Here is a 14,780-nt window from a genome sequence, read left to right as displayed (position 1 = left end):
CGGTCGCGGTTCGGTGGCGCGCTTGTCCGCCCTCGGTCACTGACATCGCGCCGATCGGGACGACTATCCGGCGGTGCCGACTGCGCCTGCTACGCCCGCGCGGGTTTGCGGCCGACGGCTGCGTACAAGGGGAGGGTGTGGTCGTAGGCGGTGGGCTGGTCCATTCGGGGACGCCAGCGGTGCAGCGGGACTGTGCCCGGTTCGACCGGTTCCAGGCCGGTGAAGAATCGCTCGAATTCGTCGCGGGTGCGGGGCTGCATCGCGATTCCGCTCTGGGTGTAGGTGGCGACGGTGCCGGCGACGCCCTCGGGGTCGATCTCGGCGGTCAGGTGCGTCATCGCCAGGTAGCTGCCGGGTGCGAGGGTATCCAGGAGGGTTGCGACGGCGTCGTAGATGATGTCGCCCGGGACGAAATGGGCGATGGCGATGAGGCTCAACGCGGTTGGTACGTCAGGGTCGAGGGTGTCGGTCAGGGCGGGGGCGGACAGGATCGTCTCCGGGGCGGTGAGATCGGCGTTGATGTAGCCGGTGCGCCCTTCCTGGGGGCCGGTCATGAGTGCGCGGGCGTGGGCGAGGACCAGCGGATCGTTGTCCACGTACACGATGCGTGCGGCCGGGTTCACCTCCTGGACGACCTGATGCAGATTCGGTGCGGTCGGGATACCCGTACCGATATCGAGGAACTGGCCGATCCCGGCGTCGGCGGCGAACCGGGCGGCCCGGTGCATGAAATCGCGGTTGGCCCGGGCGACCTTGCGCGCGTTCGGAACCGCCTGTTCGACCTTGGCGGCGGCTTGCTGGTCTGCCGGATAGTTGTCCTTGCCGCCGAGCAGGTAGTCGTAGATCCGGGCGCTGTGCGGTTTATCGGTGTGCAGATCCAACGATTTTCCCGCCACGACACACTCCGATCCGAGAACAACACCGGTACAACACTGTCGACAATATCGCTGCTACCGACGCGGCCGCATGCGCTGTGCGGAGATTTGTGCAAACGGTGCATGTTCCGCACCGCGGCAGGTCAGCGGAGTGGAATCCGGGCCCGGTGGCGCTGTCGGTTTGCTGCGGATAACTTCATGTGGTGAAGGACCATCTCGACGACCTCCGATTCGCCCATGTTCTCGTGGATTCCGCGGCCGCGGCGAGCATGGACCGCTTCAAGGCTCTCGACCTCGTGATCGAGTCGAAGCCGGATCTGGAATCGGTGCGCGAATCCGAAACCGAGGTGGAAAAGCTCATTCGCGGACAGTTGCAGCGTTCCCGCCCGCGTGACGCCGTTCTCGGCGAGGGGGAGGGCTTGGACGGCACCGGGCCGCGCTGCTGGGTGGTCGACGCCATCGACGGTCTCGAGAACTATGCGCGCGGCGTACCGGTATGGGCTACGCAGATTTCCCTGATCGAAGCATCCGAGGACGGTTACCGGCCGGTGGTCGGTGTCGTCTCGGCCCCTGCGCTGGGGCGCCGGTGGTGGGCCGTGCAGGATCACGGCGCCTTCACCGGCCGTAATCTTTCCTCGGCCTCACGGATGCGTGTTTCGGGTGTTTCGAAGTTGCCGGACGCGTCGTTCGCGTACTCCTCCTTCGCGGGCTGGGAGGAGCAGGGCCGGCTGGGCGGTCTCCTGGCACTTTCCCGGGAAGTGTGGCGTACGCGCGCGTACGGCGACTTCTGGCCCTACATGATGGTCGCCGAGGGGGTGGTCGATATCTGCGCCGATCCGGATCTCTCGCCGCTGGAGATGGCCGCGCACGCGGTGATCGTCACCGAGGCCGGTGGCGCCTTCACCGGTCTCGACGGCAGCCCGGGGCCGCTCGGCGACAGCGCGGCCGCGTCGAACGGCTTGCTGCACGACGAGTTGCTCGGGTACCTGAACGAGCGCTACTGACGAGGGCGGTATCGGGGCGCTGTCGGCAGTTGCCGCGGTGAACTCACGCGGGCTGTGACGTGGATCCGCCCGAGCGTCCGCGCGGACCGGAATGCCTTCTCGCCTGGGCTCATCCCGCTGTATGCGTGAGGATGGCAGCCGCGAGTTCCTCGTGCACCTGCACCGGCAGCGTATGGCCCATACCGTCGACGATCCGCAGCTGTGCGCCTGGTATCTGCTCGGCGATCACCGCGCCGTGACCCGGTTTGACCGGTTCGTGGCTGCCTTCGACGACCAGCGTGGGCGCCTGGATCCGGGGGAGTGCGCCGGTCGGTTCGAAATCGGGGTGGGCGGCGGCGGCCAGCCGGTGGTTGGTGGCCGCCGAGAGGTCGCGGGCTCGGTCGTGGATCCGTTCCTGGAGTGCGCGGGCCGCCGCCTCGTCGAACGGCAGGCCGGTGCCGTGGAGTACGCGCTGTTCGGCGATCATGCCGTCGATACGGGTGCGCCGGTCCTCCGGCGGCAGTGTCGCCATGAGTTCGCGGTAGAAGGAGACGAATTCGGGTGCCGGTTCGGGCAGGCTGCCCGGCGGCTGTGGTTCGCCCAGCAGAGCGCGCATGAGTACCCGGCCCTCGCCACCACCGAGTGGTGAGGAGCCGATAACGGTCAGCGAGCGCACCCGTTCCGGCCGTTGTACCGCGATGAGCTGGGCGAGCAGGCCGCCCGCCGAATGACCCACCAGATGGGCGCTTTCGAGGCCGTGGGTGTCCAGGACGCGGTATACGTCGTTGTGGATGTCTTCCCAGGTGTACGGGTGGGTTGCGAAGTCGACGGTGTCCGACATCCCGGTGTCGCGATGGTCGTACCGGATCACCCGGCGGCCGCCGGCGACGAGCCGGTCGATGAATTCTTCCGGCCACAGGATGCCCTGCGACATCGATCCCATGATCAGCAGGATCGGCGGATCGGTGGCGGCGCCGAACTCTTCACTCCAGATCTTCACATCACGCATGGTGTTGTCCTCTTTCGTCGGGCTGCTCTCGGTTCGGCGTTCTGACCTGGCCGGTTCATCGATGAGCTTGTCGTGCACCGACCCCGGCCGGGCGCTGGCTACCGCCCGCCGCGCCTGGTGTTGCGGGGCAGTCCTTTCTTGGCGATTGCCGCGCGCGGCGGTGTCGGCCGGGCAGCGAAACGCTGCTGGTTGTTCGGAATAGGGAAGGTGCCGTGGGGCTTTCGCATATCGGTTCCGCCTTTCGACGAGGACGGTGGAGTCGGCAGAGCGGGGATCACCTCGTATACCTGACCACCTCGTCTGTAGTACTCTGAACGAAGTGATTTGAACCGTAGTACTACAGATGGAGTGGTGTCAAGTGGTCCGCACGAATCCCCAACGCCGCCAGGCGTTACTGGACGCATCGATCGAGGTCCTGGCCCGGGAAGGGGCCCGCGGCCTGACGTTCCGCGCAGTGGACAAAGAAGCCGAAGTGCCGGCAGGTACCGCCTCGAACTATTTCGCCAACCGCGACGACCTGCTGGTTCAAGCAGGTCACCGGTACTACGAGCGGCTGGTCCCCGACGAATCGGTCATGGTGAAACTGCAGGGACCCCGTTCCCGCGAGACCGTCACCGAACTCATGACCGAAGTCGTCGGACGCGTCACCAGGTTCCGCACCGGCTATCTCGCGCTGCTCGAACTCCGCCTCGAGGCCACCCGGCGGCCCGAGCTCCAGGCCTTGCTCACCGAACGGGTGCGAGCCGATCTGGAGTTCAATATCCGCAACCACGTCGACAACGGAATGCCGGGCGACGAGAACACCGTCGTCCTGCTGTTCCTCGCCCTGAACTGGCTCATCCTGGAACGCCTCACCTTGCCCGGGGTGTTCACCGAGGAGCGGGTCGATGAATTGGTCCGCATGGCGGTCGAGCGCGCGATTCCCGTCGCCGACCACCCCTGAGCGGCCGCGTTCGCCATATCGGGTGAACCCGTGGTACGGCGCTGTCCGGCGTCGGTTCGCGCACTGTCAGCGCCCTTGACTGTTATATGGACACCCGTCTAACTTCGTTTCAGCCGCCGAGAGAAGTGGGCCGGTCGGAACCCGCTCGGAACCCCTCGGCGAATATGCCCGTATCGCGGTGGCCGGAGCCGGCCGTCCGCCCGACAACGATGATCGAAGGTGCCACGATGAGTAATCCGACCGAGCCGCTGCTGGGACAGGTGGCCCTGGTGACGGGCGCGGCCCGCGGACAGGGCCGCGCGCATGCGGTCCGGCTGGCCGAGCAGGGCGCCGATATCATCGCCATCGATGCGTGTGCGCCGATCTCCGGCACCGTCACCTACCCGGCCGCCACTGCGGAGGATCTCGCGGAGACCGCGCGCCTGGTCGAATCCGCGGGCCGCAAAATCCTCACCCGTGCAGTCGATGTCCGGGATCTGGCCGCACTGCAGCAGCTGGTGGCCGACGGCGTCGATCGGTTCGGCCGCCTCGACGTGCTGATCGCCAATGCGGGGGTGCTGAGCTGGGCTCGTCTGTGGGAGATGAGCGAGGAGCAGTGGGACACCGTTGTCGACGTGAATCTCAGTGGCACCTGGCGCACGGTCCGGGCCGCGTTACCGGCAATGATCGAGGCGGGCAACGGTGGATCCGTCGTGATCGTCAGTTCGTCGGCCGGATTGAAGGCGACACCGGGTAACGGGCATTACGCGGCGTCCAAGCACGGGCTGGTGGCACTGACCAATACGCTGGCGCTGGAGGCGGGTGAGTTCGGTATCCGGGTGAACTCGATTCATCCGTATTCGGTGGACACCCCGATGATCCAGCCGGACGACATGATGGCGATGTTCGGCAAACATCCGTCGTTCCTGCACAGTTTCCCGCCGGTGCCGCTGAAGTCGGCCAACGACGGGCAGAGCGGCTTCATGCCGGTCGAGGATGTCGCCGAAGTGGTGGCGTGGCTGGCCGGTCCCGCTTCGGTGGCCATCACCGGTACACAGATCCCGGTCGACTCGGGAGCGTTGAAGTACTGACAGCGTGTCCGATAACTCGTACGGGTTATCGGACACCGCCCTTCTCGGGCGTCGTCGGTTCACACCCCGATCGGGGTGTGAACCTCGGTTCCCGCGTCTACCGGGACGGTTTCACCGACACCCACAGGGTGCCGGTCAGCGCCTTCCCGTCGGCGGGCATTGGTGACCCGGCCTCCTGCTGAGGGGTCCGGGGATCGTGAAACGGCTTTATAGTGTGTTGCCGCCCAGGCGGCGAGGTTGGCTGCGGCGTTGAGGTCGCGGTCGGCCCGGTACCCGCACCCACAGGTGAACACCCGGTGCGACAGTGTGAGACCGGTGTTGACGGTGCCGCAGGCCGAGCAGCGTTTACTCGACGGATACCAGCGGTCGGCGGTGACCACGGTCCCGCCGCGCCACTGCTGTTTGTAGCGCAGCAGCCGCGCGAAGTCGGCCCATCCGGCGTCACTGATCGCGCGGGACAGACGCCGGTTGCGTAGCATCCCGGCCACGTGCAGGTCCTCGACAACGAGCCGGTCGTGGGTTTTGACCAGCGTATTGGTGACCTGATGCAGGAAATGACGGCGAACATCGGCGACCCGATGGTGGTGGCGCGCCAGCCGTGCGGCGGCCTGTTGTCGGTTGCGGGATCCTTTCTTCTTTCGCGACAGCGTCTTCGCGAGCCGCCGCTGCTGGTGCAGACCGGCGGCCAGGGGTTTTGGTGGGGTGTCGACCCGGGCCAGTTCTCTGCCGTCGGCGGTGGCGGCGACCAGGAACGCCGATAAACCCCGGTCGATCCCGACCCAGCCACCACGGTCACCGGTAGCGCGGGGGCGGTGACGGTGAGCGGCGTGTATGTCGGCGGCTTCGGCGGCAATGGTGATCCACCAGCGTCCTGCCCGCAGCGAGACCGTGGCATACAGAATCTTCGCCCGCCCGCTGGCGAGCATGCGCCGCAGCCGGCGGGTATCGTCGCGGACCCGGATCCGGCCAAGTCCCGGCAAAGTCACCGAGCGGTGGATGTCGTGGTCACCGATGCGGATCGCGGTCCGTCCGGTCCTGGTGTGTTTGTTGCGTAGCCGGAACGACTGGGCACTACGGTGCTTCTTTTTGAACTTCGGAAACCCGACCCTGGCGCCGCGTCGTTTGCCGGTGCGGGAATCCGACCACGCGGCCAGGGCCCGCCCGCAGTCGACCGCGGCTTCTTCGAACACCTGCTGGCACACGTGGTTGCGCCACGCCAGCCCCGTTACCTGCACCTCGGTGACACCGTGGGGGTCGACGGTGAATATCCGTCCGGCGGCGTCGGTTTTCTTCCAGGTGTTGAAGGCGTTGATCAGATCGAACCGGGTCCACGGCACGGGGTACCTGGGATCGGTTGCGCGGTGGGAGAGGCCGGTTTTGACCATGTGCAGGCATTGATTGAACGCGAACCGGGCCGCACCGGCATGCCGTGCGAGCACGGCCAACTGCTCGACCGTCGGGTCGAGGCAATACCGGAACGTGGTGTGGCGGCTCATCGCTGGCGAGTATGGCACACGCCACCGACAACTCCGGATCTACCGGATTCGTTGACGCCTGGACCGCCAAAGCCGTGTACGCCTGAGGCGCCGGCGCATTCGCCAGCCCTCGATATCCTAGGAGGTGGTCGGGCGGACCGGAAGACCTCACAACTTCGTCGCGACCTGCCACGCTGTGTGGATCGCGCCCTGAATGTAATCGACCTGCACGGCGTCGCCCACCACGTGCACCTCGGGAACTACACCTTCCAGCGCTTCGGCCAATTGTGCCTGGGCGGAAACCTCGGAGGCCACGACGACCATATCCGCCCGAGCAGTCGAAGTTTTGTCTCCGACGGTGAACTCGACATGCTTCTCGGTGATTCGCTGCACGGTGGCCCGGCGGTGGATCTGTACGCCCGACTCCTTCGCGTGGCGGACGGCGGTCCAGCGCCGCGGCAGTGCCATCGGCACGCCGAGCTGCCCGCCTTCTTCGAGCAGGGTCACGGTGCGACCGCGTTCGGCCAGGAACTCCGAAAGTTCCAGACCGACAAGCGAACCGCCGATCACGACGACGTTCTTACCCATCGGCAGGAACGTGCGGGTGACGGTGCGGATCGCGGCCGCGCTCCTGGTGATACCGGACAGCTTGCCGAGTTTGGCGACGGCCCGAAGCAGCGGCGGTACTCGGGAAACGTCGCCGGAGCCGGTCATCAAGGCGCGCAACGTATCACCGGTGTGGACATGCGGCAGATCGCTGCCGGGAACCGCGGGCCGTCCGCGCACCGCGCCGGTGGCGACGACCACCGCATCCGGCTGCAGCGCCTGGATCGAGGCCACCGTGGCCTCGGTCTTCAGGCGGATATCGATATCCGGACGCTGGACCTGTACCTTCAACCAGTCCAGCAGCATCTGGTTGTCCGGCGTGGTGAGCCCGGAGAACCAGAGCGTGCCGCCGAGGCGATCGGATTTGTCCAGTACGGTCACGCGGTGCCCGCGTTCGGCGGCCACCCGGGCGGCCTCGAGTCCACCGGGCCCGGCGCCGACGACGACCACATGTTTGCGCGCGGGAGCAGGCGTCAGCGGAAGCAGTTTTTCGTTGCCCAGTGCGGGGTTCACCGCGCACAGGGGAGTGTCGTCCCAGAAGTTCTCCTGGACGCACACATAGCAATTGATGCAGGGCCGGACCTGTTCCGGTGTCCCTGCCCGGAGTTTGTTCACCAGGTCCGGATCGGCCAGCAGCTGCCGGCCCATGGCCACGAAATCTGCGGACCCATCCGTGATCGCCTGCTCGCCGACCTCCGGCAGCACCCGGCCGACGGCGATCACCGGGATGGATACGGCCCGCTTCACCGCGGCCGCGAGGTCTGTGTAGGCGCCGACCTTGTCGGGCAGGGGGCCGTCGGTGAAATTGGAGAACGGGTTACGACCCCAGCCGGTGACGTGGATGGCGTCGGCGCCGGCCGTCTCGAACAGTGCCGCCGCCTGCACGGCCTCTTCGGTGGTCAGCGCGCCTTCCTCGCCGAACTCCCGGCCCGCGACGCGCACCAGGATCGCGAGCGAATCACCGACCTCCGCCTCGACCGCGCGGATCACCTCCACCGCCAGCCGTGCCCGGTTCTCGAGCGACCCACCGTATTCGTCGGTGCGCTTGTTGTCTGCCCGGCTCAGGAAGGCACCGAGTACGTAGCCGTGCGCCACGTGGATCTCGACCGCGTCCCCGCCGGCCTCGCGCACCCGTCCCGCGGCCTCGGCGAAGCAGCGCACCAGCCAGTCGATATCGTCCTCGGTGGCCTCGTGGTAGGTGGCCTGCTTCCCGCCGGTGACGGCGCCCATCTTCTGGAGCTCGCCGGGAGTGTTGTCGGCGAGCGCGGACAGGTCCGCCGGTCCGGCCGGCGGCGACGGAACCAGCAGTGGCCGATCCTGGACGGTATCGATCCGGGCGATCTTGCCGTGATGGGTCATCTGCACACACAGCTTGCTGCCGGCGGCGTGGACGGCGTCGGCCAGCGCTTTCAGCCCGGGAACGAACCGGTCCTCGGAGAGTCCGGGTTCCTTGGTGCTCGCACACCCGACCGGGTACGCGACCGCGCAGGCACCGGTGATGATCAGCCCGGTACCGCCGGCCGCGCGGGCGGCGAAATGATCGATATCGCCCTGTTCGATCTCGCCGTCCTCGCACAGATTCATATCCATCGCGGGCAAGACCACGCGGTTGGCCAGCGAAACCGGGCCGATGGTCCCGGGGGCGAGCAGATGCGGGAAGGTCCTGGTGCGGGTCACGAGTAGAAGTTAGACCGTTCGCCGAAGTCGTGAACGCGCTGTTCCCGATCACCGAGACCGGACCGGCGCGGCGTATGCCGGTATCGCGCGAGAGTTGTCGATCTTGTGCCTAGGATCCGTCCGGTGACAATCTCCGAGCAGCCGACGCCCCGGGCTCCGCACAGTTCACCGGCCGATACCGACGGTCCGCGGATTCCTTTGTATATACCGGAATTCGCGGTGGACCCGCACAGTACCTATCGCGCGATGCGGGAACAGCACGGGTCCCTGGTGCCCGTCGAGATAGCGCCGGGCGTCCCCGCGACGCTGGTTATCGGCTACTATACGGCGCTGCGTATCTACAACGACCCGGACCATTTCCCGGCCGACCCCCGCACCTGGCAGCGCGATATTCCGGCGGACTGCCCGGTGCTGCCGCTCATGCAGTGGCGGCCCAACGCCCGGCGTAACGACGGCAGCGCGCACGCACGCTATCGGCAGGCCATCGTCGCCGGTCTGGGCGAGGTCGACCCGTTCGGTCTGCACGAGACCGTGGAGCGGATCGCCATTCCGCTGATCAACTCCTTCTGCGGCGACGGATCGGCGGACCTGATCAAGCAGTACGCGTTCCCGCTCACCTTCGCCGTGCTGAACGCGATGCTGGGCTGCCCCACCGAGATCGCGCAGCGGGCCGCGACCGGGATGGCCGCCATGTTCGAGGGTGTCGGCGCCGAGGGTGGTGCCGAGTTGCTCATGAAATCGCTGGCGGAACTGATCGAGCTCAAACGCGTTCACCCCGGTGACGATGTGACGACACGGATGATGCGGCACCCGAGCGCATTGACCGAACCCGAGATCGCGAACCAGATCGGAACGATATACGGGGCAGGAATCGAACCGCTGCAGAATCTGATCGTCAATGCGTTGCGGTTGATGCTCACCGACGAACAGTTCGGCGACAGCGCGCTCGACGGTAGCCTGTCCACCCGGGACGCGCTGGACGAGGTGCTGTTCAACGACCCGCCGATGGCGAATTTCTGTTTCACCTTCCCGAAGCAGCCGATTCTCATCGACGATGTGTGGTTGCCTGCCCACCAGCCGGTGATCATCAGCATGGCGGCCTGCAATACCGATCCGGTGATCGGCTCGAACCGGCACGCGGGTAACCGGGCGCATCTGGCTTTCGGCGGTGGGCCCCATGTGTGCCCGGCCAGTTCGCTGGCCTACCTGATCGCGCAGGACGCCATCGACCAATTGCTCGACGGCCTGCCGGAGATCCGGCTCGGGGTACCGGCCGACGAGCTGACCTGGCGGACAGGCGCTTTCCATCGGGCGCTGACCGCGCTGCCGGTCGTCTTCCCGCCCTCGCCGCCACTGTCGCCGCTCTAGCTGTCAGGTCTCGCGTTGCCGGGCGACGTTGTGCAGCCAGTCGTCGACGACGCGGTCGGCCAGGGTCGAATCAGTGCGCAGGAGCCGGGTGAGTTCGAGCCCGCGAACGAGTGCCATCAGCGATTCGAACGCCGTCCGGGCGGCTTCGGGATCGGCGATACCGGCGTGCCGTTCGAAATGGTTACGCAGTGCGGACCCCAGTCGTTTCTCGGCAGGTAGCAGCGCGTCGCGCAACTGCGGGTCGGTGCGGGACGCGGCCCACAGTTCCATCGCCGCCTGAAAGGCCGGTCCGGTCATGGCCGACCGGACCGCCTGCACCATCTGCGGCAGGGTTTCGGGTCCGTCGCCCAGCCCGGCGACGTGTTCGCCGAAAACGGCCAGGCGCCGGTCGGCGATATGGTGGATCGCGGCGACCAGCAACTCCGATTTCGACGCGAAATGATGGAGGAGCGCGCCTCGTGAGACGCCTGCCTCCTCCTGGATCCGCTGTGTGGTCGTGCCCGCGTAGCCGTGCTCGACCAGGCACCGGATCGTCGCGTCGAGCAGTGCGGCGTGGGTTTTCGCGTGCTGTTCTCTACGGGACAGGCCGGCGGTGCGCGGGACCGGTTGCGTGGAGCTCTGCGACGTAGCGCCGGCACCTATCGGCTTCCCGATCACAGGGCGTCGAGCCGGCCGTCGGCGATCTGCTCACGAAGCCGGAACTTCTGCAGTTTGCCCATCGCGTTCACGGGGAAGCTCTCGGCGACGTACCAGGATTTCGGGGTCTTGGGTGGGGCGAGTCGTTCCCGCAGGTAGTCCTGGAGCTCGGCCGGTGTGGGGGCCGGCCGGGCCGGGTCCGGCCGGACCACCGCGGCCACGCTCTCGCCCCAGCTTCCATCGGGCAGGCCGAGGACGACTGCGTCGATGAGCGCGGGATGGGCGGCCAGGGCCTCCTCGATTTCGCGCGGATAGATGTTCTCCCCACCGCGGATGATCATATCTTTGAGCCGGCCGGTGACGCGGATGTAGCCGCGGGCGTCCATCGTCCCGAGATCGCCGGTGTGCAGCCGGCCCTCGGCATCGATCGTCTGCGCCGTTTCGGCGGGCATCCCGAGGTATTCGATCATCTGCTGGTAGCCGCGGGCACAGATCTCGCCCTCGACCCCGAGCGGCTGCACCGCGCCGGTGTCGGGATCGCGCACGGATACCTCGACGCCGGGAAGGGGGCGGCCCGCTGTGAACAGGTTGTCGTCGCGGTTGTCGGCCGGACTCGTCTGGCAGATGACCGGCCCGAGTTCGGTCTGGCCGTACACCGCGCTCATCGCTGCGCCGCAGGTTTGCGCCCAGCCGTCGATCAGCGCGGGCGGGACGGCATCGCCACCGGACATCACGACCCGCAGCGCACCGAGATCGAACTCGGCGAGCTCGGGATAGGTGAGCAGGGCATGCAGCATGGCGGGCACACCACCGTAGATCTCGGCGCGGTGATCCTGGATCGCCGTCAGCATCGTTGCCGGGTCGAATACTTCGGCGAGGACGAGCGTGGCCCGCTGATACACCGACCCCAGCGCGGCCAGACCGCAGCCCGCGGTGTGGAACAGCGGCAGAGCGGTGGCGAAGGTCGCTCCCGGCGTCGCGCCGCAGCGGTCGCGGACGAACGCCGCATTGGTCACCATCGACCGGTGCGCCAGTACCGCCGGTTTCGCGCGGCCGGTGGTGCCGGAGGTGAACTGGATCTGGGTGGCCGAGCGTGGATCGACAAGCGGTAATTGCGAATGCTTCTCGGTGCCGCGGACCTCGTCGAGCCAGCCGTCGAAGGTGACGGCGGCGCGCACAGCGGGGACTGCGGGCAGCACGGCGTCGATCTGAGCGGCCATATCGGTGCCGCGGAAGCTGTCGGTATAGAAGACGCCGGCCGCACGGGACCGGGCGAGTGCATATTCGAGTTCCGGCCCGCGCAGGGCGGGGTTGGTCGTGACGAGCACCAGGCCGGCCAGCGCGGCGCCGTACTGGAGCACGAGCCATTCGGGCACGTTCGGCGCCCAGACCGCGATATGTTCGCCCGGCCGGAACCGGTCGAGCAACCAGGCCGCCGCGCGTTCGGCATCATCGAGCAGCTGCGCGTAGGTCCAGGTGCGGGCGCTGCGTTGCGGAGCCACCGAGACCAGTGCGACTTTCTCCGGTGCCGCGGCGGCCGCCTGCCGGAGCAGTTCACCCACTGTGACCTCGAGAACCGGAACGCTGGTGTCGACCGGCCAGAGGGATTCGGTGAGCGCGGTCATCGCCGCTGCTCCGCCCGCTGTTCGAGCTCCTGTTTCATTCGCTCGATTTCGTCGTCGGCCGGGATATCGCCGCCGCCGTCCGGGATGAACCGGCCCGTATCGCGCCATTGGACCGCGGCGTCGAAACCGTGTTGCTGGGCGAAATCGACGAACCAGCGGCCCTCGGGGGAGTGGCGGGTGATGCCGTCGAAGAGGATCGCGAGGTTCTGCGTCGTTTGCAGGCCCATATTGTCGTAGGCCTGGTTGATCATCATCTTCTGCATGACCAGCTGATTGGTGGGAACCCCGGCCATCCGGTCGACGAGTTCTTCGACCGCGGTATCGAGTTCGGCCGCCGGGACCGCGTCGATGACCAGCCCCCACTCCCGGGCCCGGATCCCGTCGATGGTGTCGCCGGTGAGCAGCATCCGCTTCGCGCGTTCGGCGCCGAGGCGATACACCCACATTGCCGTGGTGGGGCAGCCCCATACCCGGGCGGGCATATAGCCGATCCGTGCGTCCTCGGCCATGACGACGAGATCGCAGGACAGCGCGATATCGCTTCCGCCGGCCACGGCGTAGCCGTGCACTTTCGCGACGGTCGGTTTGGCCGACCGCCACAGCGAGAAGAAATGGTCGGTATTGGTTTTCATCATCCGGAAATCCTTGATCGGATCCCAGACCGCGCCCTGGTGTTCTTCGCCGCCTTCGGCGTAGAGCTTCAGGTCGTAGCCCGCGCAGAAGGCGCGGCCCGCGCCCTGGATCACGATGACGCGTACCGAATCGTCGGCGTTCGCCGCGGCGACGGCCGCGCCGATTTCGTGGGCCATCTCGCCGGTGATCGCGTTCAGCCGGTCGGGCCGGTTCAGGGTGAGGTAGGCGCGATGGTCGCGGACTTCGTAGGCGACCGTGTTCCCGGCGAAAGTCATTTCGGCGTTCCAATCTCGGCGGCGAAGGTACCGAGAACGGTTTCACAGTCCGATTGGACTGTCAATGAACAGCCCGGCTCACCCGCCCGACCGGGTAACCGGCACATCCTCGGCGAAGTCGACCACGAGTTCGCGCCGGGAGAACAACCAGATGCCGCCGTGGTACTCGAAGGTGTCCTGATAGCGCAGCGCGATCCGGTTGTCCCGGTGACCGTCACCACGGGCGTAGATATGGTGCGCCGTGCAGTAGGTCTCGCCGTACGCGCGGTCTTCCGTATCGGTCTCGACGACCTGCTGTTCGACAACGTGCCGCGTCGCCACCAGATGCGACACCGCCCCCACCACCGACTGCGCCACTGTCGCGCTACCGCGGAGTTCGGACGGTTCGCTCGTCCTGTTCAGTTCGGGCGGCAGGGCGAACACCACCTCGGAGGTGCACAGGGCAGCGACTGCCGCGGTGTCCCGGCGGTCGACAGCTTGTGCATAGCGCGCCGCGAGCGTGGTCAGGGCAAGACGGTCGACAGGATCCATCGTTGTATCTCAGCCCGGATCGGCACCGGATCCCAGGGGGTCTCTCGCTGGGTGAGACTTCGGTGGCCGCGCCACTTGCGAGTCCCGCAGGCTGCCCACGAAAGAGGAGGCATGCATATGGGTACGTTGACCGGTCGGGCCGCAGTTGTCACCGGCGCCGGGGTGGGTATCGGGCGCGGTATCGCGGGTGCTCTGGCCCGGGAAGGCGCGGATGTGCTCGTGGCCGAGATCGACGCGGCCGCGGGTGCGGATACCGTGCGGTGGCTGACCGAGACCTGGGGTGTGCGAGCGCATTTCGTGCACACCGATGTCACCGAACAGCGCCAGGTCGAGGCGATGGTGGACGCCGCGGTGTCCGAATACGGCCGGCTGGACATTCTGGTCAACAATGCCTGGCGCGGAACGGGTTATGCCCGCCTGGAGAAGACCGCCCCCGAGGTGATGTCGGCCGGTTTCGATATGGCAGTGATGGCCGCGTTCTGGGCCATGCAGCGCGCCTATCCGGCGCTGGCGGAACACGGAACCGGCCGGGTCGTGAACCTGGCCAGCCTCAACGGCGTCAACGCCCATATGTACTCGGTGGCCTACAACGCGGCCAAGGAGGCGCTGCGGGCGCTGACCCGCACGGCGGCGCGCGAATGGGCGCCGAAACAGGTGTGCTGCAATGTGATCTGCCCCGGCGCGCGCAGCGCGGCCTACCAGCGGATGGCCGACGCCAACCCGGAGATGGCGGCCTCGATCGATGCGGCGAACCCGATGGGCCGCGTCGGTGATCCGCTCGACGATATCGGTCCGGTCGTCGCGTTCCTGGCCGGCGACGGTGCGCGATACCTCACCGGAAACACCCTGTTCGTCGACGGCGGCGCGCATATCAACGGCGTGCAATGGGCGCCACAGGTCGACTGAACGCCGGTCGGCGGCGTCGCGCCGCATGTGCCGGACGCAGCCGGCCACGAGCGTGACCGCAGTACAACCGGCACGGGCCCCGATCAGCACTCGCTGCGATGTCCGGGTGCTCGACGTCGAATCCATCGGGCCGTCCGGGCCGGCCCCGGTGCGGTGGGCTTCCACTGG

At 67.3% G+C, this 14,780-nt stretch carries 13 protein-coding genes; 5 read left to right on the top strand and 8 right to left on the bottom strand.

What is annotated here, in order from left to right; genetic code table 11:
- Nucleotides 1-89 precede the first annotated feature (89 nt).
- Nucleotides 90-896, bottom strand: coding sequence for an SAM-dependent methyltransferase (locus ON22_RS29990; RefSeq protein WP_033242540.1), 807 nt, complete (start codon nt 894-896; stop codon nt 90-92).
- 182 nt (nt 897-1,078) lie between these two features.
- Here ON22_RS29990 and ON22_RS29985 point away from each other — a divergent pair, with 182 nt between their 5' ends.
- A complete protein-coding gene (locus ON22_RS29985) occupies nt 1,079-1,879 on the top strand; it encodes an inositol monophosphatase family protein (protein WP_033242953.1) in 801 nt (266 codons plus the stop codon).
- A gap of 109 nt (nt 1,880-1,988) precedes the next feature.
- On the opposite strand, the gene ON22_RS29980 is transcribed toward ON22_RS29985, so the two are convergent.
- Nucleotides 1,989-2,867, bottom strand: a complete 879-nt coding sequence (locus tag ON22_RS29980) for an alpha/beta hydrolase (protein WP_033242541.1) — start codon at nt 2,865-2,867, stop codon at nt 1,989-1,991.
- Between the two features lie 343 nt (nt 2,868-3,210).
- Here ON22_RS29980 and ON22_RS29975 point away from each other — a divergent pair, with 343 nt between their 5' ends.
- Nucleotides 3,211-3,810: a TetR/AcrR family transcriptional regulator gene (locus ON22_RS29975; protein WP_174375643.1), complete on the top strand. Its 600-nt coding sequence runs from the start codon at nt 3,211-3,213 to the stop codon at nt 3,808-3,810.
- A gap of 227 nt (nt 3,811-4,037) precedes the next feature.
- Nucleotides 4,038-4,880, top strand: coding sequence for a mycofactocin-coupled SDR family oxidoreductase (locus ON22_RS29970; RefSeq protein ID WP_033242954.1), 843 nt, complete (start codon nt 4,038-4,040; stop codon nt 4,878-4,880).
- 59 nt (nt 4,881-4,939) lie between these two features.
- Here the strand turns inward: ON22_RS29970 and ON22_RS29965 are convergent, their stop codons facing one another.
- The gene (locus ON22_RS29965; protein ID WP_051158278.1) at nt 4,940-6,376 is read right to left on the bottom strand and encodes an RNA-guided endonuclease InsQ/TnpB family protein; all 1,437 of its coding nucleotides are present in this window, start codon (nt 6,374-6,376) and stop codon (nt 4,940-4,942) included.
- 147 nt (nt 6,377-6,523) lie between these two features.
- Entirely contained in the window at nt 6,524-8,638 is a 2,115-nt protein-coding gene (locus ON22_RS29960) for an oxidoreductase (protein ID WP_033242543.1), read from the bottom strand.
- A gap of 129 nt (nt 8,639-8,767) precedes the next feature.
- On the opposite strand from ON22_RS29960, the gene ON22_RS29955 reads away from it, so the two are divergent.
- Nucleotides 8,768-10,006 (top strand): cytochrome P450 family protein, encoded by a 1,239-nt coding sequence (locus ON22_RS29955; RefSeq protein ID WP_033242956.1) that lies wholly within the window; start codon nt 8,768-8,770, stop codon nt 10,004-10,006.
- A gap of 3 nt (nt 10,007-10,009) precedes the next feature.
- Here ON22_RS29955 and ON22_RS29950 read toward each other — a convergent pair whose 3' ends face one another.
- From ON22_RS29950 to ON22_RS29935, 4 genes are all read right to left on the bottom strand, one after another.
- Nucleotides 10,010-10,663 carry a TetR/AcrR family transcriptional regulator gene (locus tag ON22_RS29950; RefSeq protein WP_231508233.1) on the bottom strand — a complete coding sequence of 218 codons (654 nt, stop codon included), beginning with the start codon at nt 10,661-10,663 and terminating at the stop codon, nt 10,010-10,012.
- Nucleotides 10,660-12,267, bottom strand: a complete 1,608-nt coding sequence (locus ON22_RS29945) for a class I adenylate-forming enzyme family protein (protein WP_033242544.1) — start codon at nt 12,265-12,267, stop codon at nt 10,660-10,662. Before ON22_RS29945 ends, ON22_RS29950 begins: the two co-directional genes overlap by 4 nt.
- On the bottom strand, nt 12,264-13,175 hold the full coding sequence (locus ON22_RS29940; protein ID WP_033242545.1) for a crotonase/enoyl-CoA hydratase family protein: 912 nt from the start codon (nt 13,173-13,175) through the stop codon (nt 12,264-12,266). The genes ON22_RS29945 and ON22_RS29940 overlap by 4 nt, the downstream gene beginning before the upstream one ends.
- 78 nt (nt 13,176-13,253) lie before the next feature.
- Nucleotides 13,254-13,706, bottom strand: a complete 453-nt coding sequence (locus ON22_RS29935; RefSeq protein ID WP_033242546.1) for a nuclear transport factor 2 family protein — start codon at nt 13,704-13,706, stop codon at nt 13,254-13,256.
- 117 nt (nt 13,707-13,823) lie between these two features.
- Here ON22_RS29935 and ON22_RS29930 point away from each other — a divergent pair, with 117 nt between their 5' ends.
- A complete protein-coding gene (locus ON22_RS29930) occupies nt 13,824-14,612 on the top strand; it encodes an SDR family NAD(P)-dependent oxidoreductase (protein WP_033242958.1) in 789 nt (262 codons plus the stop codon).
- Nucleotides 14,613-14,780: the final 168 nt, after the last annotated feature.

The sequence above is a fragment of the Nocardia carnea NBRC 14403 genome (assembly GCF_000308515.1).
Taxonomy (GTDB): Bacteria; Actinomycetota; Actinomycetes; order Mycobacteriales; family Mycobacteriaceae; genus Nocardia; species Nocardia carnea.
The sequence above is the reverse complement of the archived record's forward strand: the minus strand, read 5'-3'. Positions and strand labels throughout refer to the sequence as shown.